Source organism: Oscillospiraceae bacterium, assembly GCA_025757985.1.
GTDB lineage: Bacteria > Bacillota > Clostridia > Oscillospirales > Ruminococcaceae > Gemmiger.
Window position 1 is genome coordinate 2,853,529 of record CP107210.1, and the last position, 26,133, is coordinate 2,879,661.

Here is a 26,133-nt window from a genome sequence, read left to right on the forward strand (position 1 = left end):
GTCCGCGAAGCGGACTGATGAGGGGCGGACTTTCCGCAGCAGTCCGTGAACGGGCAATCGCGCAAGCGCCGCCCCTCATCCGGCGCTTGCGCGCCACCTTCCCCCTCAGGGGAAGGCTATAGGCAACACCGCACAATTCCCGCCTAACGGCTTAAGCACCGCTCCGGCGGCTGCGGCACGACATCTGCGTTGCCAAAATGCTCGATAATACACAAAGTATTATCTGCGCTTTTGGCTTAGCAGCTGCCGCACCTCGCTCGCCGTATCGGCACTTAGAATTATGCGGTATTGCCTTTACTAAACGTCAAAGGGGGATCACCCTTGATCAAAGTTGAAGAACTCTTCATTGAACCTACCGCCACGGTGCTGGAAACACTGCGCAAGCTGGATGAGACCGGCCAGCGCATTCTGTTTATCGCGCCGGAGGGCAAGCTGAAGGCCGTCATCACCGATGGCGACATCCGCAAGTTTTTTCTGCGGGGCGGCACGCCCGACCAGACCGTTGACAATGCGGCGAACTACCACCCGCTCAGCGTCTCGGTGGCGGAGCGCGGCAAGGCGCGCGGCATCTTGCAGAAATACTGCATTGACGCGCTGCCGGTGCTGAACAAGCGCGGCATCATCACCGATATTATCTTTGCCCACGGCCTTGATGTGGACAACCGCAAGCAGGTCGATATCCCCGTTGTCATGATGGCGGGCGGTCTGGGCACCCGGCTGTACCCCTACACCAAGATCCTGCCCAAGCCGCTGATCCCGGTGGGGGAGCAGCCCATCGCCGAGATGATCATGGACCGGTTCCGGGATTTCGGCTGCCATGATTTTACGATGATCGTCAACTACAAAAAGGGGATGATCAAGTCCTATTTCAACGAGCTGGAAAAGGACTACCATGTCGATTTCGCCGATGAGGATGTCTTTATGGGTACCGGCGGCGGGCTTTGCCTGCTGAAGGGAAAAATCGGTACGCCGTTCTTTTTTACAAACTGCGACACGCTGCTGGATGTGGACTTCGGCGATATTTATGAGTATCACCGCGCCCACGGCAACCTTGTCACGATGATCTGCGCCTTCAAGCACTACACGGTGCCCTACGGCGTGGTGGAGCTGGGCGAGGACGGCGGCATTGCCGCCATGCGCGAAAAGCCAGAGCTGGATTTCCTGACGAACACCGGCGTCTATGTTGTGGAGCCCCGCGTTGTTGAGGAGATGCGCGACGGCGAGTTCATCGGCTTCCCCGATGTGATCGAGCGGTACCGCCAGGCCGGTGAGAAGGTCGGCGTCTATCCCATCAGCGAGAGCAGCTGGATGGATATGGGCCAGCTGGAGGAGCTGGAAAAGATGCGCAGAAAGCTGGGAAACCAGCAGTAAAAGCCTTCCCCTGCGGGGGAAGGCGGCGCGAAGCGCCGGATGAGGGACGAGCTGGCCACAACCGCCCGTGAACGGTCTGCGGTGGAAAGGCCCCCCTCATCAGTCCGCTTCGCGGACAGCTTCTCCCAGAGGGAGAAGCCAAAGCGGAAGGAGATTGAAAATGCCTGTAACGATCATTGCGGAGGCCGGGGTCAACCATAACGGCAGCCTTGAGATGGCCAAGGAGATGGCCCGCGTGGCCAAGGCGTGCGGCGCGGATATTGTAAAATACCAGACTGCCGTGCCGGAGCTGGTTGTGAGTAAGTTTGCCCAAAAGGCAGAGTACCAGAAGCAGACCACCGATGCCGCCGAGAGCCAGTTGGAGATGATCCGCCGGCTGCATTTCTCATTCGATGCCCACCGGGAGCTGAAGGAATACTGCGACTCCATCGGCATCCAGTATCTCTCGGCACCGTTCGATCTGCCCAGCGTCCGGTTCCTCGGCACGCTGGGGCTGCCGCTGCTCAAGATCCCCTCGGGCGAGATCACGAACCTGCCGTATCTGGAGGCAATGGCCGCGCTGAAAACGCCGGTCCTGCTCTCCACCGGCATGAGCAGCCTTGACGAGATCACCGATGCACTTGGCGTGCTGGATGACGGCGGCTGCCCTGAGGTTACGATCCTGCACTGCAACACCCAATATCCCACCCCGTATGAGGACGCCAACCTGACTGCGATGATTGAGCTGTATGAGCAGTTCGGCCTGCCGGTCGGCCTGTCCGATCACACCTCCGGGTGGGAGTGCGATGTGGCCGCCGCCGTGCTGGGCGCGCAGGTCATTGAAAAGCACTTCACGCTCGATAAATCCCTGCCCGGCCCTGACCAGAAGGCCAGCCTCGACCCCACCGAGTTCAAGGCGATGGTCGAGGCCGTGCGCCATGTCGAGGCGGCGCTCGGGGACGGCCACAAGCACCTGACCGAGAGCGAGGCCCCCAACAAGGCTATTGCGCGCAAGAGCATCGTGGCCGCACGGCAGATCAAAGCAGGCGAGGTCTTTACCGAGGAAAACCTCACCACCAAGCGCCCCGGTGACGGCATCTCCCCCATGCGCTGGCATGAGATTTTGGGCCAAACCGCAAAACGCGATTTTGCGGAGGATGAAAAAATAGAAGTTTGATGCAGCGCCGTTCTGTAGGGCGGCCAGCCCTCTGGCCGCCGTGCCCGCTTGCGGCGGCAAAAAACCATACGGGCAGTCCCCCGAGAAAGTGAGATTTCTATGCGCACCATCTGCATCGTCACCGCCACGCGGGCGGAATACGGCCTGCTGCGGCCGGTGGTACAGAAAATCTCGAAGTCGGACATGCTGGCGTTGCAGCTTGTTGTGACTGGCGCGCACCTCTGCCCGCGTCTGGGTGAGACTGTGCAGGAGATCGAACGGGACAGCTTTCCCATTGCGGCAAGGCTCCCCATCTTCACCGAGGACGCCGGGGAGCCTGTTGCAAAAACTATCGCCCGCACATTGACCGTCTTTGACGATTACTTTGCCGCCCACCGGCCCGATGCTGTGCTGCTGCTGGGCGACCGGTTTGAAATTTTCGCTGTGGCGGCTGCGGCCGCCGCGCGGCATATCCCGATCGCCCATATCTCGGGCGGGGATGTTACGCTGGGCGCGGCCGATGAATACTACCGCCACTGCATCTCCAAGATGGCGGCGGTGCATTTTCCGTCCTGCGCCGACAGCGCTGCGCGGCTCGTCCGTATGGGCGAGGCCCCCGGCACAGTGTTCTGCGTAGGCGGGCTGGGGGATGAAAATATCCGCACAATGCCCAAAATGGGCCGCCGGGAATTGTGCGATTCGACAGGATTCCCCCTGATGCAGCCCTTTGCACTCGTGACCTACCACCCCGAGACCGCCCCCGATGCGGGCAGCCCGGCGGCGCAGGTGCAGGCCCTGTGCGCGGCTATGGCCGCCGTGGACGGTGTGTTCTGGCTTATCACCGGCTCCAACGCCGATGCAGGCGGCGAGGTCTGCACCCGCATGATGCAGGATTTCGCCGCTGCCCACCCGGACCGCGCCGGCTTTGTGCAGAGCCTTGGCCTCAGGCGCTATCTCTCCGCGATGGAGTACGCCGCGCTGGTCGCGGGCAATTCCTCGTCAGGCGTGGTCGAAACGCCGACCTTCCGGGTGCCGACCGTCAACATCGGCAGGCGGCAGGCAGGGCGCACCGTCTGCGCCAATGTGCTTTGCTGCGATGCTGACCGCGCGGCCATCGAGGCTGCACTGCGCAAGGCGCTGTCCAAGGCGTTCGCCCCTGTGGCGGCATCGGCGCGCAGCCCCTACAACGGCGGCAATACAAGCGAAAAGATCTGCACAGTGCTGCAAAATTTTGACTTTGCAAGACCTAAAATATTTTATGACGGCCCTGTGCCTGAATTTGACCCCCAAAGGAGCGTTTTGGTATGAAACTTCTCATCGTTGGCTTAGGCAGCATGGGCAAACGCCGCGCCCGGCTGGCCAAGGGCATTGATGCCGCCATACAGATCGTCGGCGTTGACACAGCCGAGAACCGCCGCGCCGAGGCAAAGCAGCTGGCGCTGGCGGACGAGGCCTACCCGTCCATCGCCGAGGCTGTGGCCGCCGCGCACCCGGACGCCGCGCTGGTCTGCACGGCGCCGCTGTCCCACGCTGCCGTCATCGGCGAACTGCTGGACAACGGCCTGCCGGTCTTTACCGAGCTGAACCTTGTCCGGGACGGCTACGCCGAGAATATGGCCAAGGCTGCCGAAAAGCAGCTGCCGCTCTTCCTTTCCTCCACCATGCTCTACCGGCGCGAGACGCAGTATATCAAGCAGCAGGTCGCAGCGTTCGGCAAGCCGGTGCATTATATCTATCACATCGGGCAGTATCTGCCCGACTGGCACCCGTGGGAGAACTATAAGAATTTCTTTGTCGGCAACGCCCGCACCGGCGGCGTGCGCGAGATCTTCGGCATTGATCTGCCCTGGCTGCTCGATGCCTTCGGCGATGTGGAGTCGGTCACGGTGCAGAAGGACACGATCAGCGATCTCGGTCTGCCGTACCCCGATTGCGTGACCCTGCTGCTGCGCCACAAGGGCGGTGCGCAGGGCGTGCTGGCAGCCGATGTTGTCAGCCGCAAGGCCGTGCGCAGCTTTGAGTGCTTCGGTGACGGCATCCACCTTTTCTGGGAGGGCAACCCCAAGGCGCTGTATGAATTCCGCGATGGGGATAAGCAGCCGGTGGACACCTACGCCAGCTTTGAGCACGACAGCCGCTACAGCGACAACATTGTGGAGAACGCCTATGTGGACGAGCTGACGAACTTCTTCGCCGTGCTGAAGGGCGAGGAGCAGCCCCGCTGGAGCTTTGAAAAAGACCTGAAAGCGATTGAGCTGATGGACAAAATTGAAAATTCGTAAGCTTTTTTCCTATCAAAACTGCTTTTTGCCTTGCTGAGACTGTAGGGGCGAACATTGTTCGCCCGTCCACTGTGCGGCGGCTGCCGGGTTCCCGGAGCGATGCAGGCATCGCCCCCTGCGCGTAGGGGCGGATTCCATATCCGCCCGGGCACTTTGCCTTTGCCGCACACGCCCTCGGGCGAACGATGTTCGCCCCTACAGAGCCCCAGAAAAATTTATGCAATAGGGGGACACCTATGCGTACCATCACCGCGCTGTTCGTGGGGCTTGGCTCCATCGGGACGCGCCATTTGAAAAACCTTGCCAACCTCTGCGCCGACCGCGGCTGGACCCTGCAGGCCGATGCTCTGCGCAGTGACCTGACCCGCCCGCTGCGCCCCGGCGCGGCGGAGCTGCTGCACGCCCAGTACACCGACCTGACCGCCGCCCCGGCACACTATGATATGGCGTTCATCACGAACCCCACCAGCCTGCACGCCGAGGCATTGCGGCAGGTCAAGGGCCGCGGCGAGGCGCTTTTTATCGAAAAACCGATCTTCTCGGCCGAGCAGACCGGCCTTGCGCTGGACGAGCTGCTGCCCGCCGGCCAAAAGGCCTATGTGGCAGCGCCGATGCGGTGGTGCGGTGCCATGCTGGCCCTCAAGGATCGGCTGCCCGCGCTGCACCCCTACTGCGCGCGGGTCATCTGCTCAAGCTATCTGCCCGACTGGCGGCCCGGCGTGGACTACCGCACGGTCTACAGTGCCCGCAAGGCGCTGGGCGGCGGCGTCACCATCGACCTGATCCATGAGTGGGATTATCTGGTCGAGCTTTTCGGTGTGCCGGAAAAGCTGTACAATTTCAAGGGGACCTACTCCGAGCTGGAGATCGATTCCGACGATCTTTCTGTTTACATCGCAAAATATTCCACGCTGCTGGCGGAGGTGCATCTGGACTACTTCGGCCGCGGCTACCGGCGCAGCATCGAGCTTTTCTGCCGGGACGGCAGCTATCTGGCCGACTTCGGCAAGGGCACGCTGACCCTGCCGGACGGCACGGTGCAGCACTATGAGGAGGATGTGAACCGCCGCTATGAGCGGGAGATGGAGTATTTTGTTGACTACGCACTGACCGGCTGCGGCGAAAGCTGCAACCCGCCCGCACTGGCACTGAAGGTGCTGAAACTGACTTTGGGGGAGAATGTACAATGAATCGTCTGCTCATCACGATTTGCGGCCGCGCCGGCAGCAAGGGCTTCAAAAACAAAAATCTGAAGGTTTTCTGCGGTAAGCCGTTGGTTTACTATTCGCTCAGTGCCGCCGAGCTGTTTATCAAGAACCACCCGGAGCTGACCGTCGACATCGCGCTGAACACCGACAGCGAAGACCTCGCAAAGCTGGTAGCCGCCGAGTACCCGGAGGTCGTCTACCTGCCGCGCGGCGCAGAGCTGGGCGGCGACCGCGTGCCGAAGATGGCCGTCTATCAGGACAGCCTGCGCCGCATGGAGGCGCGCGCCGGACAGCCCTACGACTGGCATATGGACTTGGACATCACCAGCCCGCTGCGCACCGCCGCCGACATCGAGAACGCCTTTGCCGTAAAGCAGAAGCGCGCTGACCTCGACCTCGTGTTCAGCGTCTGCGAGGCGCGCCGCAACCCGTGGTTCAACATGGTGAAGACCGTGGACGACCACGTCGAGCAGGTCTGCCGCAGCGAGTTCACCGGCCGCCAGCAGGCACCCGATGTGTATGACGTCAATGCGTCAATTTACGTCTTCAAACGGGATTTTCTGGCTGAGAACACCGACGGCATGCTCTGGCGCGGCAAAATCGGCGTCAGCGTGATGATGGACACCGGCATCATCGACATCGATTCGGAGCATGACTACCTGCTCATGGAGGCAATCGCGCAGCATCTCTACGCGCATTATCCGGAATTTAACGCAGTGCGGGAGAATATTCGTGGCTGAGGATATCTTTGACCGGGCGCTGGAGCTGGTCATGGACGCGGGCCAGACGCTGCTGGAAAACGGCGGCGAGGTGTTCCGCGCGCAGCAGACTATGGAGATCATGGCCGCCAGCCTCGGCGTGCGGGACTTCCACGTTTATGTTCTGACCAACGGCATCTTTGCGTCGGCGCACCTGCCGGGGCGGGATGCCGTCTCGCTGGTGCGGCACGTGCCCACCGTGTCGGTCCATCTGGGCCGGGTCGAGGCCGTGAACGAGCTTTCCCGTGAGCTGGCCGCCGGGAGGCTGGGCGTCGTCGAGGCCGAAGCACGGCTGAACACGGCCCGCACGCTGCCGCGCAGCACACCGCAGCTGGAAATTCTGGCCTGCGTTGTCGGGGCAGCGGGGTTCGCGTACCTGTTCGGCGGCACGCTGGCAGACATGCCGGTGGCCGCGGTGGCGGGCCTGCTGGAGGCGCTTGTCTGCCAGCAGTTTGCGAGGCACGGCATCAACCGGATATTCACCGACATTGTGGCGGCGTTCTGCTGCACCTTCTGGGCCGCCGCCGCACAGGCGGCTTTCCCCCTTGTCAGCGCCAACGCGGCCATCATCGGCGCGCTGATGGTGCTGACCCCCGGCGTTGCCCTGACGATGGGCGTGCGGGATATTCTGAACGGCGACTATCTGTCCGGCTCAATCCGCCTGCTGGACGCGCTGCTCATCGCGGGCAGCATTGCGGGCGGCGTTGTGCTTGGCTGGATCATGGCCCGTGGATTGGGGGTGGCGTGATGCCGGTCTGGACACATTATTTTGCCCATTTTGTGGTGGCCGTCATTGCAACGATCAGCTTTGGCATCACATTCCAGATGCCGCGGCGGCACTACCTGGCCTGCGGCCTGACCGGCGCGGTGGGCTGGATGGTCTACATCTTCGGCGTGGAGCTGTTCGCGTTAAGCCCGGCGATTGCAACGCTGGTCGCCACGCTGCCGCTGACCGGCTGCGCGCGGTTCTTTGCCATCCGCCACAAGGCCCCGGTCACGATCTTTCTGCTGCCGGGCATCTTCCCGCTGGTGCCGGGGGCGGGCATCTATTACACCGCCTACTATTTCCTGCAGGGCGAGGAGGTCCTTTTCGCCAGCAAGGGTGCCGAGACCTTCAAGGTCGCGCTGGCGCTGGCACTCGGTATTGCGCTGGTCTGCAGCCTGCCCCTGCCGGGAAGCCACGAACCCAAAAAGTAGCCCCATACCCCGTTCTGCAAAGGACGGGGTACTTTTTTGCGTGAAAATATTGTTTTTTGCAGGGCAAACGAGTATAATTTAACCTGTATAACTTTGTGTAAAATGTGAGGAATGAGTGGTATGCTTTCCGACCCCCAGCTGCATTATCTCGATAACGCCGCCACCTCCCGGGTGGACCCGGCGGTGGCACAGGCCATCGGCACGGCCCTGACGGAGCTTTGGGCGAACCCCAGCAGCCTGTACGACCCGGCCGTGGCCGCACAGGACGCCATCCAGACGGCCCGCGCCCGCGTTGCCAAAACGCTGCACTGCCGCAGCGATGAGATCTACTTCACCGCCTGCGGCAGCGAGAGCAACAATATGGCCGTCTACGGCGCGGCCCGCCCGCGCAGGGCGTGGGGCAGCAAAATTGTCGTCACCGGCTTTGAGCATCCCAGCGTGCAGCGGCCCATCCGCGCCTTAAAGGACGAGGGCTTCACGGTGGTGGAGATCCTGCCCGGTCCGGACGGCCGCATCGACACACAGAAATTCCTGCAGGAGATCGACAAAAACACCGTGCTGGCCGCCTGCATGGCCGTCAACAATGAGACCGGCGCGGTGCAGGACATTGCAGCTTTGGGCAAGGGCATCAAGGCGCGTAACAGCCGCACCCACTTCCATGTGGACGCCGTGCAGGCGTGGCTGCGTATGCCGATCGACCTGCAAAAATGGCGCGAGGTGGACAGCCTTTCCGTGTCGGGCCACAAGGTCCACGCGCCAAAGGGTGTGGGCGCGCTCTTTATCCGGGACAGCCAGCGCCAGACCCTCAAGCCGCCCTACATCGGCGGCCATCAGGAGCGCGGCCTGCGCCCCGGCACCGAGAACACGCCCTATATCGTGGGGCTTGGCATGGCCGCGGCGCTGGGGCAGCAAAAGCTGCGCACCCGCATGACCCGCATTGCGGAGCTGAACGCCAAGCTCCGCGCGGGGCTGGCCGCGCTGGACGGCATCACCCTCAACTCACCCGCCGATGCAGTGGGGGAGATCGTCAACTTCTCGACCAACTGCATCAACAGCCAGACCTTTATCAATTATCTGAACACCCGCGCGGTCTATGTTTCGGGCGGCTCTGCCTGTGATAAGGGCGAGCCGAGCCACACGCTGCTGGCCATGGGCTGCAGCGATCTGACCGTCCGCACCGCCCTGCGCGTCAGCCTTTGCGCGGATAACACCGCCGAGGATGTGGACGCGCTGCTGGCGGGGGTAAGAGATGGCTTGAAGGAACTGCAGCATATTTGAAATAGAAAAGCCTTCCCCCGAGGGGGGAAGGTGGCTGTGGCCCCGACCACAGCCGGATGAGGGGCGGCCTTGCTGGTGTGACCTGTGAACGGGTTGCCGCAGTAAACTTTTCCCTCATCAGCCGCCTGCGGGCGGCAGCTTCAGTCTCCGCGCTAAGAGCCGCCTTCGGCGGTTGCGCTCCGACACGCGCCTGCGGGCGCAGCCCCTCGGGGGGAAGCCAAGAGCTATAAGGAAAGGAATATTCCTATGAAAGAAATCATCCTCGCCTATCAGGGCGAAATGACATTGAAGGGGCTGAACCGCGCCAAGTTTGAGGCACGGCTCGCCAAGATCATCCGCTGGCGGCTGGAGCCTCTGGGCAAGTTCAAGGTCTATCAGGCGCAAAGCACCGTTTTCATCGAGCCGAAGGAGGAGGGCCTTGACATGGACGAGGCGTTCCGCCGCGTTTCCCATGTGTTCGGCATCGTCAAGCTCAGCCGTGCGGTCGAGTGTCCCAAGGATTTTGACGCCGTCTGCGAGACTGCCGAGGCCTACCTTGGCGAGGCGCTGCGCGGCGTGCGCACCTTTAAGGTCGAGGCCAAGCGCGCCGACAAGGCTTACCCGATGAAAAGCCCCGAGATCTGCCGCGAGCTGGGCGCCTACCTGCTGGATAAACACCATCACCTGCGGGTCGATGTCCACAACCCCCAGCTGGAGATCATGGTCGAGATCCGTGACCATGCCGCCTATGTCCACGGCCCCAAGGTCGAGGCTGCGGGCGGTCTGCCCGTCGGCACCAGCGGCCGTGCGCTGAATTTGCTGTCCGGCGGCATCGACAGCCCCGTGGCGGCGTGGTGCATGGCGCGGCGCGGTCTGGCGCTGCACCACATCCACTTTGCCAGCCCGCCCTACACCAGCCTGCGTGCCAAGCTGAAGGTGCGCGATCTGGCGCGGGAAATCGTGGAGTACACCGGCAACTGCACACTGTTCGTCGTGCCGTACACCAAGCCGCAGGAGTATATCCGCGACCATGCGCCCGATGTGCTGTTCACGGTTTTGATGCGCCGCAGCATGCTGCGCATCGCAAATCAGGTGGCCAAAAAGCTCGAGCTGCAGGCGCTTATCACCGGCGAGAGTCTGGCGCAGGTGGCCAGCCAGACGATGGCGGCGCTGGCCTGCACCGATCAGGCGCAGGATCTGCCGGTGCTGCGCCCCTGCATCGGCATGGACAAGATCGAGATCATCAATATCTCCCGCAAGATCGGCACCTTTGAGACATCCATCGAGCCGTATGAGGATTGCTGCACGATCTTTACCCCGCCGCACCCCAAGACGAACCCGACGCTGGACGAGATCCTTGCCGCCGAGGCCGCCATGCCCGAGCTGGCTGCGCTGGAAGCTGAGGCCGCCGAGAATGTTGAGAAGATCTACATCCGCATGGGAGAGGACGAACTGCTGTGACTGCTGAAATTATCTGCGTAGGAACAGAGCTTTTGCTGGGGGACATCGTAAACACCAACGCGCAGTTCTTAAGCCGCGAGCTGGCCGAGCTGGGCATCAGCGTGCTGCACCAGCATGTCATCGGCGATAACCCCACCCGGCTGAAGGAACTGGTCCTGCAGGCCAAAGGCCGCAGCGATCTGCTTGTCTTTTCGGGCGGCCTCGGCCCTACCGAGGACGATCTGACCAAGGAGACGGTCGCCGAGGCCTTCGGCGATACGCTGGCCTTTGATGAGGGCGAGTGGCAAAAGATACTGGACTTTTTCGCCCGCACCAATCGCCGCCCGACCGACAACAACCGCAAGCAGGCTATGTGCCCGACCAAGGGCCACAAGCTTATCAACGACCACGGCACCGCGCCCGGTGCGTGGTTTGAGGATGAGCAGGGCCGCTGCGCCGCACTGATGCCCGGTGTCCCGCGTGAGATGAAGGCAATGTGGGCCGAGCAGGTGCGTCCGATTTTGCTGCGCCGCCAGAACTGCACGATCCACAGCCGCACGCTGCGGGTACTGGGCGGCGAGAGCGCCATCGCCAGCAAGGTCGCGCCGCTCTTTGCGGCCGAAAACCCTACGGCAGCCATCTACTGCAAGACCGGCGAGTGCGAGATCCGCGTGACCGCCCGCGAGGCCACCGAGCAGGCTGCCGAGGCCGCCTGCAGCGCCCGCATTGCGGAGTTCAAAGAGATTCTGGGCGCAGCCGCCTACGATGTCGATGTGCCTGCACTGGAATACACCGTGGTACGCGCTTTGCGCGAGCATCATCTCCACGCCGCCACGGCGGAAAGCTGCACCGGCGGCATGATTGCCGAGCGGCTGACGAATGTCCCCGGCGCAAGCGAGGTGTTCGGCTTCGGCTATGTCACCTACGCCGAGGCCGCCAAGCAAAAGCTGCTGGGCGTGGACGCCGCTGTCATTGCACAGTACAATGTCGTGTCCGGCCCGGTCGCAGCCGCCATGGCCTTTGGTGCGGCGCGCGGCTCCGGCGCGGAGCTGGCCGTGGGCATTACGGGTCTGGCCGGCCCCGGCGGGGCGCTGCCCGGCAAGCCGGTGGGCACGGTCTATCTGGCCGGTGCCGACACCCGCACGAACCGCGGGTACCTGATGCGCCTTACTTTGGGCGGCTATCAGGACCGCCAGATCATCCGCACCCGCGCCGCGCTCTATGCACTCGACCTTCTGCGCCGCATGGCGCTGGGGCTGGAGGTGCCGGAGAGTGTACAATTTACCCCGGAGACGGCGAACAACGAACTGGATATCTAAAACCCCAAGCCTTCCCCTTGAGGGGAAGGTGCCGCCGCAGCGGCGGATGAGGTGCGGGTTTCTGCCGCCGCTTGTTTGCGGGATATAACGGCAAGGCTGCCCCTCATCCGTCTGCGGTCGGGGCCGCAGACACCTTCCCCCCAAGGGGGAAGGCAATTCAACATAAGAAAGGTTCCACCATGGTCAACACTCAACTGAAAATCCTGCGTGTTTTCGGGCCTACGGGCGCGGAGGTATCCTCTGTGCTGCGGGGCATCCGGGATGACGGCTGCCCCGGCCTGCGTCTGCTGGAGCGGGACGGCGAATTTGCCATCTGTGTGCAGGTCAGCGCCCCCAACCGCGCCATGGCGGAGCAATACTGTGAAAAATGGGCCGCGCGGCTGCGCACCAAGTTCGGCGATGATGTCTTTGCCGAGGGCGAGACGAGCCTTGCGCAGGCCACGCTGGACGCCCTGCTGGAAAAGCGCAGGCTGCTGGTGGCTGTGGACGAAACGACCGGCCGCCTGCTGGGCGCGCTGCTGCAGCCCCTGCCCCACAGCGAGGCCGTCTTTGACTTCGGCACTGAGAGCTATGCCGATGCCCAGAAGGCCCGCCGCATCGCCGTGCCGGAGCAGCTGCTCAAGCGCTTCCCCGGTGATGTCGTGCAGGCCACGGCAGGCCGCGCGCTGGCCGCCATGCAGGTGACCGGTGCGGACTACGCCGCCGCCTACATGCCCGCCAGCGTCGGCCAATGCCCCTTTGTGCTGGTCTGCGACCGCCGCGGGGCGGTGGCCTGCGCCCTGCCGCCCGATATGAACGACACCTTCATCGGCAACCAGATCCTGGATCTGCTGCGCCGCCGTTTGTTCGGCCTGCAGCTGACCGACTCCTGCATCACCTTCCGCCCGGGGCATGACCGCCCGCTGCTTGTTGTGTCGGAGGCCGCCAAGAGCCGCGGAAACACGGTGCGGTTCTCACTGCGCCGCCGCACACCGCCCACCAGAGATGCAGACCACACGGCTGATTTTGAGCCGATGCTGGACTTTGACGCCCCTGCGCCGGTGGCACCGCCCCCGGCCACTCTGCCTGCGGCGGGTGAGGCGGGGCAGCACCGCACACTGCGCCGCCATGACGCCGCGCCGACCCTGCCGCCCGAGACATCGGAGCCGACCGGAGTTATCCGGTTTGAGACGGAGGACCCGGCGCCGCAGGACGCCGCCCCCGCCGATATACAGACGATGGGGGCCGAGGGTGCCCGCCGCGCCCGCATCCGCCGCGCAAGACCCGTCACGGCCGAGCCGCCTGCAGCAGCGCCGGACGAGCAGGAACCCCCTGCCCGCAGCGTGCTGGACGGTGACATCCCGGACTTCTCTGCCGAGATCGACCCCGCCGCCCTTGCGGCTGCGCAGGCGGCCGATGATGCCGCCGAGGCTGCCGGCAAAAGCGCCGATGTCGAGGAGTTTACCCGCGCCGCCACCCAGCTGTTTGACACCAGCGCCATGGAGGAGGCCGCGCAGGAGCGCACCCGGAAAAAGCAGAAAAAGAACGCCGCACCGCCCGACGAGCTGCCTCCGCGCCAGCCGGTGCCCGGCAGCATCCGCAACCGCAGCCTTGAAATGATCGAAAAGAGCGAGCGCCGCCGCCGGCGCACGGTCGCACTGGTGCTGGCCGCGCTGGCGCTGCTTCTGCTGCTGGTCGGCGGCGGGGTGTGGATCTTCCTGCGCAGCGACCTTGGGGCGCGTCCCGCCGCCAAGAGCTACGGCACCGCCCTCTACGACAGCACCGCGCAGAGCTATCTGGGCAAGGCGCTTGTGCGCCGCCCCGGTGTGGTGGGATACCTCGGCTGGCCCGGTATGGACGGCACACTGGTCTACGCCGCCGACACCCCCGCGCCGGAAACGCCGGAATCGGGCGAGGCCCCGCAGCCGCTGGTGCGGTTTGCGACCCCGAGCGCGCTGGACGCCGCCGCCCCCGGCAACACCGTGCTGGAATGTACCGGCGATACCTACAAGACCCTCGCCGAGGAGGAGACGCTCCGCAGCAACGGCGGGTTCACCCTTTACACCGCAGAAAAGACCTACCGCGTCAAGACGATCGCGGTCTACTATTACGACCCCGAGGAGCAGGGCGAGGGCGCGTTCAACCTTTACGGCAGCACCGACCTGTCCGACTACTACGACTACCTGACCTTTGTGGCGGGCATCCGTGCCCGCAGCCTGTATGATACCGGCGTGGAGGCGGGGGAGGGCTCCCGTTTCCTGACGGTAACGAGCCACAGCGATGAGGGCGGTGCGCTGCTCTGCATCACGGGCCGTCTGATCGAGGAGGGCGAGGCGGAGATCCTGAACACCTCGGCCATCGCGGCAGCGGAGGAACCGCTGCTGACGGCGGCGCAGTACCAGAGCAAGGGCCAGCCGATGCCGACCGTGCAGGCGCTCGTTCAAGCCAGCGTGGAGCATTACGCGCAGCAGAGCGCCGCCATTCAGGCTGCCAAAAAGAGCGGCAGCACGACCGGTGATCTTGCCGCCAACGCGGCGGATCTGGCCCAGCAGGCCAGCGACCTGCAGGCACTCACAAACAGCCTGCTGGCCAGCACCGACAAGATGCTGGCGGGCCTGACCGATGTGGCAGGCTCCACCACTGCAGCCGAGGCGGACTTGAACAAGGGTGCCGAGGGCAGCCTGCCTGAGCAGACGGTGACGGTGGAGCAGCTCAAGGCAACGCCCACCCCCGCACCGGAGCAGACCGCGCCCCCCGCGCCCGAATCCGCGCCGGAGGGTGACAGCACCCCCGCGCCGACCGAGGCCCCGCAGCCTGACAACGGCGGTGCCGCCGGTGAGACCATCAATGTGACGATGAATGGTACGGCCCAGACGATGGATCTGGTGCGCTGCCTTGCCATGGTCGCACAGAATGAGCTTGGCTCCAACGCCCCCGCCGAGGCCTACAAGGCGCAGTGCGTGGCAACCCACTGCTGGATACTCAGCCAATCTGGCTACCCGTCCGTGCTGGGCGCAGAGCCGGGCGCTGCGGCGCTGGCCGCTGCGCAGGAGGTCGCCCATGTGCTGGTGACCTACAACGGGCAGGTCTGTTTCACCCCGTACTTTGCGTCGGCCAGCACGGGCACGGCCTCCGCAGCCGAGGTCTGGGGCAATGAGCGCGCATGGCTGCAGGCGGTGGACAGCCCCTACGACCAGCAGGTGGCCACCAACTGGAACACGAACGGCAATTCCAGCGGCACAGCCCGCTTCTCCCGCCAGACACTGCAGGACCGCATCCGCGATGTGATGGACATTGACCTGTCCGGCGTGGACCCCAACAGCTGGTTCACGATCCAGTCCGCCAACCAGTACGGCTGGGTCGCCAAGATCCAGGTCGGCCCGGATGCGGGCGTCGGCACCGTCAGCGGCCGCTGGTTCCGCGAGAATCTGCTGGCCCGCCAGAGCGTTGACGGGCGCAGCTTGCGCAGCCAGTGCTTCACGGTCAGCTACAATGCGGAGCTGGACTGCTTTATCTTTGATGTCTACGGCTACGGCCACGGCTGCGGCATGTCCCAGTGGGGTGCCATCGGCTACGCCCGCAACGGCTGGGGCTATCAGGATATTTTGACGCATTATTTCGTGGGTACGACAATTACGACCTATTGATAGTACAGAAAAAGAGCGTGTGCAAGAAATGGCACACGCTCTTTTTTGGCAGTAACATCCACCGCACGGCGGGAATCCCTCCGACCTCGCTTCGCTCGGCCACCTCCCTTTGACAAGGGAGGCTTTAAAGGCCCCCTTGTTAAAGGGGGCTGTCACCGGAGGTGACTGGGGGATTCCGCCGCGCGGTGGTTATAGCAACTCCTCCCCATCCAGCACCGCTTTCACCAGCACGTCCCCCTCATACGTCAACTCCAGATGAAAAAACGGCGCGTCCTCAGCCAGCAGCTTAAAGAAAATTTTATCCCCCTGCCAGATCGGCAGGTCCTGCACGGCGGCCTTGTCCACCCATTCCAGACAGCCCTCGTCACAGTCGGTCATCTCGCCGCAAAAATCCGTGCAGGTGTACAGGTGCATCCGCTCGGCCGGCCACGGGGCGCAGTAAAAGTCCACAATGCCGCGGTACTGCGGCGTGCGCATCGTCAGGCCGGTCTCCTCCCGCACCTCGCGCAGGGCACAGGCCAGCGCGTCCTCGCCCGGTTCAAACTTGCCGCCGACCCCGACCCATTTGTCGTGGTTGACATCGTTTTTCTTTTTGATGCGGTGCAGCATCAGATAGGCACCGTCCTTTTCAAGATAACACAGGGTCGTCTGCAGAAATTCCATGGCTGGCTCCTTACTTACTACATATTTATACCGCCCGCCGCAGATACTACCATAAAAAACCAGGGAGGAATTGGTATGAAGGCCACTGGCATCGTGCGCAGGATCGACGAGCTGGGGCGCGTGGTCATCCCGAAGGAGATCCGCCGCGTGCAGCATATCCGCTCGGGCGATTCGCTTGAAATTTTTATGGAGGAAAACGGCGAGGTCGTCTTTAAAAAATACTCTCCGCTGGCGGAGCTGGGCGAACCGGCCGCCGTCTACGCCGATGTGCTGGCACGGCGGCTCGGCTGTGGTGTGCTGGTCTGCGACCGGGAGCATATCGTGGCGGCAGCCGGTGCGGGCAAGAATGAGCTGCTCCACCGTGAGCTGCCGCCCGAGCTGGACCGTCTTTTGAAAAAGCGGCGGCTCTACACCGCCCCCGCAAACCCCGACCGGCGGATCAGGCTGGGCGGGCGGTGGCTGCTGTGCGCCGCGCCGATTCTGGTACACGGCGATATTGAGGGCGGTGTGCTGCTGCCCGGCAGCGCCCGGGACCCGCTGCCCGAGGCCGAGGTCATCCGCGCGGCGGCCACCGCTGCGGAATTTCTGGCGCGGTGGATGGAGGAGTGAGGGGCAGAGCGCTGTAGGGGCCGGGCATGCCCGGCCCGGGGGTTGGTGCGATTGCCCGTGAACGGGTTGCCCCCGTAATGCTGCGGGCCGGGCATGCCCGGCCCCTACATATTATATAATAGGGAAACTGCACAAGCCGATTGTGACGAAACTGTTAAACTTACAGAAAAATCGGGAAAACCTCTTGACAGTTCGCAAAACGGTACTATAATAAACTTAGCACTCGGAGATAAGGAGTGCTAAACAAACCGAAAGCAAACCAAAGGAGATGAGCAGCATGGCGATGGATGCGCGCAAGCAGCGTATATTGGAAGCCATTGTTGCCCTGTACGCCAACGGCGGTGAGCCGGTCGGCTCCGGCCTGCTGGCGAACTACTTTGACATGGCACTGTCCAGTGCGACGCTGCGCAATGAGATGGCCGCGCTGACAAAGCTCGGCCTGCTGGAGCAGCCCCACACCAGTGCGGGCCGCGTACCCAGCGCCCAAGGCTACCGGTACTACCTCGACCACCTGATCGATGCACCGAAGGCCTGCGCCCTGCCGGAGGCAGACCGCCGCCACATTGACGAGCTTTTCGCCGCCATGGACGCCGAGCCGGAAAAGCTGGTGCCCGCCGCCGCCCGCAGTCTGGCAGATTTGACAGGCTGCGCCGCCGCTGCAACAACACCGCAGGCACCGGATCTCTGCATCGCACACTTTGAGGTCGTGCAGGTAGGCCGCTACAGCGCCGCTGTGCTGGCTGTGACCAGCGCAGGCGGCGTGCGGACCCGTGTGGCCCGCGTTGATACCGGCCTGACCCGCGACGATGCCGCCAACCTTGCCCAGCTGCTCAACCGGGGGCTGACCTTTGTGGCCCCGCAGGACCTCAGCCCGATGCTGATGGCCAGCATGGTGCTGGCAGCGGGTGAACGGCTGGCCCCCGTGGTCATGGCCGCGCAGGCACTTGTCACCACCGGCCCGCAGGCCTGTCTGGAGGGCGCGCAATATCTGGCAAAGATGCCCGATGTGCGCCAGAATCTCGGCACACTGCTCGAGATCTTCTCCGACAATGCAACTGCGACCGAATTGATCCGCCCCGAGGGCAACCGCATCACGGCCACGCTCGGCAGCGACCTTGACCCCGAGATGCCGGGCGCCTGCATCGTCAGCAAGCGGTATCTTGCCGGCGGCGGCCTGACCGGCTCGGTAGCGCTGATCGGCTCCACCCGCATGGAATATCAGCGGCTGCTGCCAATCCTCGACTACTTTGCCGCAAAGCTGGGACAGAGCATGGCCGGGCAGGGCCAATAATTGGAAAGAAGGAGACCCGCAATGAGCCACGAAAAAGAAACCAAGCAGACGCCCGCCGCAGAGACCAAGGCGCCTGAGACCGAGGCCAAGGCCCCTGAGCAGGAGACCCCCAAGGCCGAGAAGCCCGAGGAAAAGCACGAGGGTAAGCATCACCACGAGACAGCGGCCTTGCAGGCTAAGCTGGACGAGGCGGAGAAAAAGAACGAGGAGCTGAAGAACCAGCTGCTGCGCACCGCCGCCGAGTATGATAACTACCGCAAGCGTAGCCAGCGCGAGGCCGACCAGAAATTCAATGACGGTGTGTCCCACGCCGTGACCCAGATCTTGGGTATTTTGGATACGCTGGATATGGCCGCCAACGCCGCCTGTGCCGATGAAAATTATAAGAAGGGCGTCACGATGACGCTCGACAAGGCCGCCAAGGCGCTGGAGGCGCTGCACATCACCGAGATCGAAGCGCTGAACCAGCCGTTTGACCCCAACCTCATGAACGCCGTTTCGCAGGCCCCCGCCGCTGACGGGCAGGAGAGCGGCAGCGTTGTGCAGGTTTTCCAGAAGGGCTACAAGATCGGTGACAAGATCATCCGCCACGCAATGGTCGTTGTCGCAGAATAAGGCGAACCGGATCGCAAGATCCGTTTCCACATACATTGACATTCACTACTGTTCAAAGCAAATTTGAAGGGAGTTTTATTTATGAGTAAGATTATCGGTATTGACCTTGGTACTACCAATAGCTGCGTCGCTGTCATGGAAGGCGGCGAGCCCGTTGTCATCGCGAACGCCGAGGGCGCCCGCACCACCCCGTCTGTCGTCGGCTTCACCAAGACCGGCGAGCGTCTGGTCGGTCAGGTCGCAAAGCGTCAGGCCATCACCAACCCCGAGAATACCATCTCCTCTATCAAGCGTAAGATGGGCACCGCCGAGAAGGTTCACGCCGGCGGCAAGGACTACACCCCCGAGGAGATCAGTGCTATGATCCTGAGCAAGCTGAAGGCTGACGCCGAGGCTTATCTGGGCGAGCCTGTCACCGAGGCCGTCATCACCGTCCCTGCATACTTCAACGACAGCCAGCGTCAGGCCACCAAGAACGCAGGCACCATTGCCGGCCTGAATGTAAAGCGTATCATCAACGAGCCTACGGCCGCTTCTCTGGCCTACGGCATTGATAAGGAAGCCGACCAGAAGATCATGGTCTACGACTTGGGCGGCGGCACCTTCGATGTCTCCATCATCGAGATGGGCGACGGCGTTACCGAGGTTCTGGCCACCAACGGTGATACCCATCTGGGCGGCGATGACTTCGATGAGCGCATCATCAACTGGATGGCTGAGGACTTCCAGCGCGAGAACAACATCGACCTGCGCAAGGATAAGATGGCTGCCCAGCGCCTGAAGGAGGCCGCTGAGAAGGCTAAGATCGAGCTGTCCAGCGCCACCACCACCAACATCAACCTGCCGTTCATCACGGCTGACGCCAACGGCCCCAAGCATCTGGATATGACCCTGACCCGCGCAAAGTTCAATGAGCTGACCGCTGATCTGGTCGAGCGCACGATGACCCCCGTCCGCAAGGCTCTGGCTGATGCCGGCCTGAAGGCCTCCGACCTCGCCAAGGTGCTGATGGTCGGCGGCTCCACCCGTATCCCCGCCGTCTATGACGCTGTCAAGAAGGAGCTGGGCTGCGAGCCGTTCAAGGGCATCAACCCCGATGAGTGCGTTGCTGTCGGCGCTTCCATTCAGGGCGGCGTTCTGCAGGGCGATGTCAAGGGCCTGCTGCTGCTGGATGTCACCCCGCTGAGCCTCGGCATCGAGACGCTGGGCGGTGTCTGCACCAAGATCATCGACCGCAACACCACCATCCCCACCAAGAAGAGCCAGATCTTCTCCACCGCTGCGGACAACCAGCCCAGCGTTGAGGTCAATGTCCTGCAGGGCGAGCGTGAGTTTGCCCGCGACAACAAGAGCCTCGGAACCTTCCATCTGGACGGCATCGCTCCGGCTCCCCGCGGTGTGCCTCAGATCGAAGTCACCTTCGATATTGATGCCAACGGCATCGTGCATGTAAGCGCAAAGGATCTGGGCACCGGCAAGGAGCAGAGCATCACGATCACTGCCTCCACCAACATGAGCAAGGACGACATCGACAAGGCTGTCAAGGACGCCGAGCAGTATGCCGCCGAGGATAAGAAGCGCCGCGAGGAAGTCGATGTGCGCAACAACGCCGACCAGATGGTCTTCCAGACCGAGAAGGCGCTGGGCGAGTTTGGCGACAAGGTCTCCGCTGAGGAGAAGAGCGAGGTCGAGACCAAGCTCTCCGCCCTGAAGGAAGCCCTGAAGTCAGGCAGCATTGACGACATCAAGGCAAAGCAGGATGACCTGCAGAAGGCTTTCTACGCCATCAGCGAGAAGGTCTACCAGCAGGCCGCTCAGGCACAGGGCCAGCAGCCCGGTGCACAGCCCGGCCCCGACGCCGGCGCACAGCCCAAGGATGACGGCGCCGTTGACGCCGACTTCCACGAGGTCTAAGCTGTAACAAACCCATAATAAGGCCGCCGCTGGGCAAACCCGGCGGCGGCCCTTGGGGGTTATAGAGAAAGTTAAAATAAAGCCTTCCCCCCTCGGGGGAAGGTGGCCGCAGGCCGGATGAGGGGCGGCGCTGCCGTGGCAGCCTGTTTATGGGCAATCGCCGGCAGCTCCCACCTCATCAGTCCGCTGCGCGGACAGCTTCCCCTCAGCGGGAAGCCTTTTCACAACCCATAAATAGAGGGGATAGATTCTATGGCAGAAAAACGAGATTACTACGAGGTGCTGGGGATCGGCAAAAACGCCACCGATGCCGAGATCAAAAGCGCCTACCGCAAGCTGGCCAAAAAGTACCACCCGGATCTAAACCCCGGCGATAAGGATGCCGAGGAAAAGTTCAAGGAGGTCAACGAGGCCAACGATGTTCTTTCCGACCCGGACAAGCGCAAGCGCTATGACCAGTTCGGTTTCGCTGGGGTCGATCCCAACTATGGGGCCGGCCAGCCCGGCGGCGGCTTCGGTGGCGGCTTTGGCGGCGCAGGCGGTGTGGACCTGGGCGACATCTTCGGCGATCTGTTCGGCGGCGGTGGTTTCGGCGGGTTCGGCGGCTTTGGCGGCTCGTCCCGCAGCAACCCCAACGCACCGCGCAAGGGCCATGACATTCAGGCCAATGTCATCCTGACCTTTGAGGAGGCAGCCCATGGCTGCGCCAAAAAGGTCACGCTGAACCGGCAGCAGACCTGCCCGGACTGCAACGGTAACGGCTGCGCCCCCGGCACCAGCCCGGAGACCTGCACCGAATGCGGTGGCCGCGGCTATGTCGTGACCCAGCAGCGCACGCCGTTCGGCGTGATGCAGAGCCAGCAGCCCTGCCCGCACTGCGGCGGCCGCGGCACCATCATCAAGAACCCCTGCAAGACCTGCCGCGGCACCGGCAAGACCAGTGCCCGCAAGACGCTGGAGGTCAAGGTGCCCGCAGGCATTGACGATGACCAGAACATTGCACTGCGCGGTCAGGGCGATGCAGGCACCAACGGCGGTCCTGCCGGTGATGTGATCGTCCATGTGACGGTCAAGCCCGATGCCGTGTTTGAGCGCGACGGCTATGATGTGTATGTCCGCGTGCCCATTACCTATTCTCAGGCTGTGCTGGGCGCCGAGATCGAGGTGCCCACCGTGGACGGCAAGGTCGCACAGCGCATCCCCGAGGGCACCCAGAGCGGCACCAAGTTCCGCCTGCGCGGTCAGGGCATTCAGTATCTGAACGGCCGTGGCCGCGGTGACCAGTATGTCATCGTGGATGTGGAAATTCCCAAAAAGCTGAACCGCACCCAGCGCGAAGCCCTGAAGGCATTTGAGGACAGCCTGAAGGACGAGAACTATGAGAAGCGCAAGAACTTCTTCAAAAACCTGAAGGATCGGTTCATGTCCTAAATTTTGAACAGCCCCGCCCCGGCAATGTGGAAAACATTGCCGGGGCGGGGCTTTATTTTATGAATGGCATGTTGTAGGGCGGCCAGTCCTCTGGCCGCCGCAGCTGCGCCCACCATTGCAGCGGTCGCCGTCCCCGACAACACGGGAACGTTGCGGCGGCGGAAAGATGCCCGGCGGCATGGGGCATGCCGCCCTACGGCCTACCGTACCGTGACTTGTAGGGCGGGGTGCCCTCACCCCGCCGCAGGGGGCAACCCTTTATCCGACAAATTCCATCTCGGTATACTCGGTACTGCCGCTCAAAAAGGCGTCAGCATCGATGGTAGCGTACCGGGTCATGTAGTCGTGGTCGAGATCATAGCCAATGATCAACAAAATCCGTCCATCGTCCAGCATGGAAATCGGATAGTAGGACTCCACCCCGGCGGGCGGGTCCACCTGCGCAATCTGCGTGCCTTGCAGGTCGTATACTGTGAGGGTGCCCGGATTGCTGCTCATTGTGAAAAGCCACTGTAGTTCTCCGTTTTGGCGCAGGTCAAGAAGCGACACATTCACATTCACCATAAGTCCGAAATCTTCCTGCGTGCTGTCGCCGCCTACACGCAGAACGGACATTTTAATGCCCTCCTCCTCCGACCGGGAGTGCTCGCCGGTGAAGTAGAAATCGTCTCCGGATTTCCCAAGGTAGGTGTAATAGACATAGCCGCTGCCATCGTCTGCACCTCTATACGGAAACTCTGCAATTTTCGTGGCGGGCTTTCCGGTTGTGGCATCCGTCAGGTCGTACTCGAGCATAGAGTTCTGCAAAAGGGCGTCGGAAATTTCCGGGTCGCTCGTGAAGGGAACAGGGTGGTCTGAAATGAGCCGCGCGGTCACGGCAAAATTACCGGCGGCATCCGGTGCGGCGGCTGTCTCGGCGGGCAAGTCCCAAGGCGTTGTCTCACCGGTTTGCAAATCGAGACGGAACCCGCTTGCTGTGTCATAAGGGGCAAGACCGCCTATGCAGTAAAAATAACGGTCGCTGTATAAGACAACGGTCGAGGCGTATGAGTCAAAAGGAATCTCATGCGTTTTGGTGCCATCAGGTGACAAAGCAATGATTTTATTTTCGGAGTCTCGGTTGCAGGTGAGCAGGTACACTGCATTGCTTGTCACATACGGGTCGGCAAGGCACCAATCATCGCAGTAATAAAATAGTGAAGTTTGACCGGCGTTCAGGTCGTTTTTGTAAACTTTCGTTCCGCTATAGTCAAACTGGTCATTAAGGGCGGGCATGACATCATAGACAACATCCTGCGCATAGCGGTGGCTGTAAGTATAGAGTGGGCCGGTCTCCGCCGCAGCAGGCTTGCTTGTCGGTTCGGCGGTGGCTTCGGGTGTGGCGGCGGGGTCTGCGGCAGTTGCAGTTTCCGCCGCCGGGGTGCAGGCGGTCAGGGCGAACAGTGCGGCAGCAAGGACAAAGGCTAGTCGTTTCATAACACAGGCTCCTTTCAACTTTTCATTTGTGACCAGCTTACACCCCGGTTGTGTCCGAGTTGTTACACGGGAAGAAGATTTGAAATAAATATTTTGGATTTTTGCGTTTTTCGGGTCGTTGCAGGGCTCGGCGTCCCAGACGCTGCAAACAAAACAGGGGAGGGCACCATACCCGGCGCTCTCCCCTTGCTTATGTTTCAAATTCTTTTGGTTCTTTTCTTATAAGAAAAGAACACCCGTACTCCTCGTACCCTTAAAAGCCGTGCTTCTCCATCAGCTTGCGGCCCATCAGGACGCCCATGACGGAGGCCATCATCAAACCGCGCGTCCAGCCGGAGGAATCGCCAAGGCAGTGCAGGCCGGCGATGTTCGTCTCCAAGTCGGTGTCCATCTTGACCTTGTTGGAGTAGAACTTCAGCTCAGGGCTGTACAGCAGCGTTTCGGGGCTGGCAAAGCCGGGCACGACCTCGTCCATCATCTTGATGAACTCGATGATGTTGACCATGGCGCGGTAGGGCATGGCAGCCGTGATGTCGCCGGCCACGGCGTCCTTCAAGGTCGGGCGCACATTGGTGCGGGCCAGCTCATTGGCCCAGGTGCGCTTGCCGTCCAGAATATCACCGTAGCGCTGCACCAGAATGTGGCCTGCGCCCAGCATGTTCGTCAGTTCGCCGACCTTCTGTGCGTAGGCGATGGGCTGGTTGAACGGCTCGGTGAAATTGTGGCTGACGAGGATCGCAAGGTTGGTGTTGTTGCTCTTCTTCTCCTTGAAGCTGTGGCCGTTGACAACGGCCAGATCGTTGTCGTAGTTTTCCTGCGCGACAAAGCCGCCGGGGTTCTGGCAGAAGGTGCGCACTTTGTTGCGCCACGGGGCCGGGTAGCCGATCAGCTTGCCCTCATACAGGACCTTGTTGATCTTCTCCATGATTTCGTTGCGGCACTCAACACGGACGCCGATGTCAACGGTGCCGGGCTTGTGGGCAATGTTGTGCTCGGCGCAGATCTTCTCCAGCCAGTCCGCGCCGCGGCGGCCGGTGGCAATGACGACCTGCTTGGCCAGCACATCGCGGGTGCCGTCCTTCTCACGCAGGCGCACGCCCTTGCAGACGGAATCCTCCAGAATGATGTTCTCGCACTCGGTGTTGAAGAGCATCTCCACACCGGCGGCAGCCAGATGGTTCTGGATATTGAGGTAGAGCTGCTGGGCTTTCTCGGTGCCAAGGTGGCGGATGGGGCAGTCAACCAGCTGCAGACCGGCCTGAATGGCACGCTTGCGGATGTCCTTGATGTCGGGGCCCTCGTAGATGCCCTCGACCTTCGGGTCGGCACCGAATTCCAGATAGATCTTATCGGTGTAGTCGATCAGCTCCTGCGCGAAATCCTCGCCGATCAGGTCGGGCAGCTCGCCGCCGACCTGATAGGACAGCGAAAGCTTACCGTCCGAGAACGCACCCGCACCGGAAAAACCGGTCGTGATGGCGCAGGTCGGCTTGCAGTTGACGCAGACGCCGGTCTTGTCCTTGGGGCAGTGCCGCTTTTCCACGGGCTTACCCTTTTCGACAAGCAGGATCTTGTGGGGGGTGCTGCTTTTGCGCAGCAGCTCCAGTGCGGTAAAAATGCCGGCAGGGCCGGCGCCTACGATGATCAGATCATACATGGGTGGGGGTTCTCTCCTTTAAAAATAACTTGCGAACCTTCGCGCGGGAAACAGGATAAGGGCAAACGGAGCTTGTAGGGGCGGATTCTATATCCGCCCGTGCCCGTTTGCTGATGGCACGGCGCTGCGGGCGCATATAGAATGCGCCCCTACGGTGTCACGGAACGGTTATTCACCGTCCTCCGACACATCCTTGCTCTCGGCGTTGTAGACGACGGGGCCGTCCATGGGAATACCGCTCTCGGCGGCCTCGGCCTCGTCCAGTGCATCGCCGATGGCGGACATTGCGGCGCTTGCGGCGGCGTTGGCCATGCGGTCCAGCGTGCGCAGCTCCATGGCCGCATACAGCACGCAGCCCAGATTCAGCGCACCCTCGACAATGAGCAGGATGCCGCAGAGCATCGTCACGCCGATGGCGGCGTCAAAGGGGTGCAGCACCAGCACAACGCCCAGTGCAACCGAAACGAGGCTGAGCAACAGCAGCAGCCCCCATTTCTGCCCCTTGCGTTTGGCAAGGTCGATGGCGGTGCCGACGCGGCTCAGGCCGTCCACAACGATGAAGATGCCGAACACAACGGGCAGGAAGCTGGCAACCACCTGCGGTCTGACCAGCGTAAACACGCCGATGCACGCCGTAATGACGCCGCCCACCAGCATGAACGGCGCGGTGAAGCCTGTGCCGCGGATGCGCGCATACTGCACCAGACAGACAATGCCGGTGATCAGCACAACAGCCCCGAAGGCGTAGCAGATCCAGAGCAGACTGGTCTGGGGCATGACGAGCAGCATCATGCCGATGACGATATACGCGATGCTCAGCAGCATCATTCCGGTCTTGATATAGCGCAGCATAGGCGGCAGCTCCTTTTTTTGTGCGGGCGGGC

The 26,133-nt window shown here is 62.4% G+C and carries 21 protein-coding genes; 17 read left to right on the forward strand and 4 right to left on the reverse strand.

Annotated elements, in window-relative coordinates:
• The first annotated feature begins 321 nt into the window (after positions 1–321).
• The 12 genes from OGM67_13485 (at position 322) to OGM67_13540 (ending at position 15,593) form a co-directional block, all read left to right on the forward strand.
• Positions 322–1,371, forward strand: a complete 1,050-nt coding sequence (locus OGM67_13485) for a nucleotidyltransferase family protein (protein ID UYJ34550.1) — start codon at positions 322–324, stop codon at positions 1,369–1,371.
• Positions 1,372–1,531: 160 nt separating this feature from the next.
• Positions 1,532–2,527, forward strand: coding sequence for an N-acetylneuraminate synthase (gene neuB / locus OGM67_13490; GenBank protein ID UYJ34551.1), 996 nt, complete (start codon positions 1,532–1,534; stop codon positions 2,525–2,527).
• Positions 2,528–2,626: 99 nt separating this feature from the next.
• Positions 2,627–3,814 carry a UDP-N-acetylglucosamine 2-epimerase gene (neuC, locus tag OGM67_13495; GenBank protein UYJ34552.1) on the forward strand — a complete coding sequence of 396 codons (1,188 nt, stop codon included), beginning with the start codon at positions 2,627–2,629 and terminating at the stop codon, positions 3,812–3,814.
• Positions 3,811–4,788, forward strand: a complete 978-nt coding sequence (locus OGM67_13500; GenBank protein ID UYJ34553.1) for a Gfo/Idh/MocA family oxidoreductase — start codon at positions 3,811–3,813, stop codon at positions 4,786–4,788. The genes neuC and OGM67_13500 overlap by 4 nt, the downstream gene beginning before the upstream one ends.
• A gap of 236 nt (positions 4,789–5,024) precedes the next feature.
• Positions 5,025–5,978 carry a Gfo/Idh/MocA family oxidoreductase gene (locus OGM67_13505; GenBank protein ID UYJ34554.1) on the forward strand — a complete coding sequence of 318 codons (954 nt, stop codon included), beginning with the start codon at positions 5,025–5,027 and terminating at the stop codon, positions 5,976–5,978.
• Positions 5,975–6,736, forward strand: coding sequence for an acylneuraminate cytidylyltransferase family protein (locus tag OGM67_13510; GenBank protein UYJ34555.1), 762 nt, complete (start codon positions 5,975–5,977; stop codon positions 6,734–6,736). Before OGM67_13505 ends, OGM67_13510 begins: the two co-directional genes overlap by 4 nt.
• A complete protein-coding gene (locus tag OGM67_13515; GenBank protein UYJ34556.1) occupies positions 6,729–7,502 on the forward strand; it encodes a threonine/serine exporter family protein in 774 nt (257 codons plus the stop codon). Before OGM67_13510 ends, OGM67_13515 begins: the two co-directional genes overlap by 8 nt.
• Positions 7,502–7,951 carry a threonine/serine exporter family protein gene (locus OGM67_13520; GenBank protein UYJ34557.1) on the forward strand — a complete coding sequence of 150 codons (450 nt, stop codon included), beginning with the start codon at positions 7,502–7,504 and terminating at the stop codon, positions 7,949–7,951. Before OGM67_13515 ends, OGM67_13520 begins: the two co-directional genes overlap by 1 nt.
• Before the next feature lie 120 nt (positions 7,952–8,071).
• Positions 8,072–9,229 carry a cysteine desulfurase gene (locus tag OGM67_13525; GenBank protein UYJ34558.1) on the forward strand — a complete coding sequence of 386 codons (1,158 nt, stop codon included), beginning with the start codon at positions 8,072–8,074 and terminating at the stop codon, positions 9,227–9,229.
• A gap of 246 nt (positions 9,230–9,475) precedes the next feature.
• Complete coding sequence (thiI, locus tag OGM67_13530; GenBank protein ID UYJ34559.1) at positions 9,476–10,669, forward strand: tRNA 4-thiouridine(8) synthase ThiI; 1,194 nt, start codon at positions 9,476–9,478, stop codon at positions 10,667–10,669.
• On the forward strand, positions 10,666–11,967 hold the full coding sequence (locus tag OGM67_13535) for a competence/damage-inducible protein A (GenBank protein ID UYJ34560.1): 1,302 nt from the start codon (positions 10,666–10,668) through the stop codon (positions 11,965–11,967). The genes thiI and OGM67_13535 overlap by 4 nt, the downstream gene beginning before the upstream one ends.
• A 179-nt stretch (positions 11,968–12,146) precedes the next feature.
• Positions 12,147–15,593, forward strand: a complete 3,447-nt coding sequence (locus OGM67_13540; GenBank protein UYJ34561.1) for a SpoIID/LytB domain-containing protein — start codon at positions 12,147–12,149, stop codon at positions 15,591–15,593.
• Between the two features lie 189 nt (positions 15,594–15,782).
• Here OGM67_13540 and OGM67_13545 read toward each other — a convergent pair whose 3' ends face one another.
• A complete protein-coding gene (locus tag OGM67_13545; protein UYJ34562.1) occupies positions 15,783–16,256 on the reverse strand; it encodes an 8-oxo-dGTP diphosphatase in 474 nt (157 codons plus the stop codon).
• 75 nt (positions 16,257–16,331) lie between these two features.
• On the opposite strand from OGM67_13545, the gene OGM67_13550 reads away from it, so the two are divergent.
• From OGM67_13550 to dnaJ, 5 genes are all read left to right on the forward strand, one after another.
• Positions 16,332–16,865 carry a stage V sporulation protein T gene (locus tag OGM67_13550; GenBank protein UYJ34563.1) on the forward strand — a complete coding sequence of 178 codons (534 nt, stop codon included), beginning with the start codon at positions 16,332–16,334 and terminating at the stop codon, positions 16,863–16,865.
• A gap of 277 nt (positions 16,866–17,142) precedes the next feature.
• The gene (gene hrcA, locus OGM67_13555; GenBank protein UYJ34564.1) at positions 17,143–18,156 is read left to right on the forward strand and encodes a heat-inducible transcriptional repressor HrcA; all 1,014 of its coding nucleotides are present in this window, start codon (positions 17,143–17,145) and stop codon (positions 18,154–18,156) included.
• 21 nt (positions 18,157–18,177) lie between these two features.
• Positions 18,178–18,771, forward strand: coding sequence for a nucleotide exchange factor GrpE (locus OGM67_13560; GenBank protein UYJ34565.1), 594 nt, complete (start codon positions 18,178–18,180; stop codon positions 18,769–18,771).
• A gap of 81 nt (positions 18,772–18,852) precedes the next feature.
• Positions 18,853–20,685, forward strand: a complete 1,833-nt coding sequence (gene dnaK / locus OGM67_13565; protein UYJ34566.1) for a molecular chaperone DnaK — start codon at positions 18,853–18,855, stop codon at positions 20,683–20,685.
• 252 nt (positions 20,686–20,937) lie between these two features.
• Entirely contained in the window at positions 20,938–22,116 is a 1,179-nt protein-coding gene (dnaJ, locus tag OGM67_13570) for a molecular chaperone DnaJ (protein ID UYJ34567.1), read from the forward strand.
• Positions 22,117–22,374: 258 nt separating this feature from the next.
• On the opposite strand, the gene OGM67_13575 is transcribed toward dnaJ, so the two are convergent.
• The 3 genes from OGM67_13575 to OGM67_13585 all read right to left on the reverse strand — a co-directional run bounded on the left by OGM67_13575 (position 22,375) and on the right by OGM67_13585 (position 26,101).
• Entirely contained in the window at positions 22,375–23,592 is a 1,218-nt protein-coding gene (locus tag OGM67_13575) for a hypothetical protein (GenBank protein UYJ34568.1), read from the reverse strand.
• Positions 23,593–23,845: 253 nt separating this feature from the next.
• Complete coding sequence (locus OGM67_13580) at positions 23,846–25,249, reverse strand: FAD-dependent oxidoreductase (GenBank protein ID UYJ34569.1); 1,404 nt, start codon at positions 25,247–25,249, stop codon at positions 23,846–23,848.
• Between the two features lie 168 nt (positions 25,250–25,417).
• Entirely contained in the window at positions 25,418–26,101 is a 684-nt protein-coding gene (locus OGM67_13585; GenBank protein UYJ34570.1) for a DUF308 domain-containing protein, read from the reverse strand.
• Positions 26,102–26,133: the final 32 nt, after the last annotated feature.

Excerpts from the sequence above, each read along its gene's own strand:
- neuB (UYJ34551.1), top strand. The coding sequence starts at position 1,532 with ATGCCTGTAACGATCATTGCGGAGGCCGGGGTCAACCATAACGGCAGC.
- neuC (UYJ34552.1), top strand. The coding sequence starts at position 2,627 with ATGCGCACCATCTGCATCGTCACCGCCACGCGGGCGGAATACGGCCTG.
- OGM67_13500 (UYJ34553.1), top strand. The coding sequence starts at position 3,811 with ATGAAACTTCTCATCGTTGGCTTAGGCAGCATGGGCAAACGCCGCGCC.
- OGM67_13505 (UYJ34554.1), top strand. The coding sequence starts at position 5,025 with ATGCGTACCATCACCGCGCTGTTCGTGGGGCTTGGCTCCATCGGGACG.
- OGM67_13510 (UYJ34555.1), top strand. The coding sequence starts at position 5,975 with ATGAATCGTCTGCTCATCACGATTTGCGGCCGCGCCGGCAGCAAGGGC.
- OGM67_13520 (UYJ34557.1), top strand. The coding sequence starts at position 7,502 with ATGCCGGTCTGGACACATTATTTTGCCCATTTTGTGGTGGCCGTCATT.
- OGM67_13525 (UYJ34558.1), top strand. The coding sequence starts at position 8,072 with ATGCTTTCCGACCCCCAGCTGCATTATCTCGATAACGCCGCCACCTCC.
- thiI (UYJ34559.1), top strand. The coding sequence starts at position 9,476 with ATGAAAGAAATCATCCTCGCCTATCAGGGCGAAATGACATTGAAGGGG.
- OGM67_13540 (UYJ34561.1), top strand. The coding sequence starts at position 12,147 with ATGGTCAACACTCAACTGAAAATCCTGCGTGTTTTCGGGCCTACGGGC.
- OGM67_13545 (UYJ34562.1), bottom strand. The coding sequence starts at position 16,256 with ATGGAATTTCTGCAGACGACCCTGTGTTATCTTGAAAAGGACGGTGCC.
- OGM67_13550 (UYJ34563.1), top strand. The coding sequence starts at position 16,332 with ATGAAGGCCACTGGCATCGTGCGCAGGATCGACGAGCTGGGGCGCGTG.
- hrcA (UYJ34564.1), top strand. The coding sequence starts at position 17,143 with ATGGCGATGGATGCGCGCAAGCAGCGTATATTGGAAGCCATTGTTGCC.
- OGM67_13560 (UYJ34565.1), top strand. The coding sequence starts at position 18,178 with ATGAGCCACGAAAAAGAAACCAAGCAGACGCCCGCCGCAGAGACCAAG.
- dnaK (UYJ34566.1), top strand. The coding sequence starts at position 18,853 with ATGAGTAAGATTATCGGTATTGACCTTGGTACTACCAATAGCTGCGTC.
- dnaJ (UYJ34567.1), top strand. The coding sequence starts at position 20,938 with ATGGCAGAAAAACGAGATTACTACGAGGTGCTGGGGATCGGCAAAAAC.
- OGM67_13575 (UYJ34568.1), bottom strand. The coding sequence starts at position 23,592 with ATGAAACGACTAGCCTTTGTCCTTGCTGCCGCACTGTTCGCCCTGACC.
- OGM67_13580 (UYJ34569.1), bottom strand. The coding sequence starts at position 25,249 with ATGTATGATCTGATCATCGTAGGCGCCGGCCCTGCCGGCATTTTTACC.
- OGM67_13585 (UYJ34570.1), bottom strand. The coding sequence starts at position 26,101 with ATGCTGCGCTATATCAAGACCGGAATGATGCTGCTGAGCATCGCGTAT.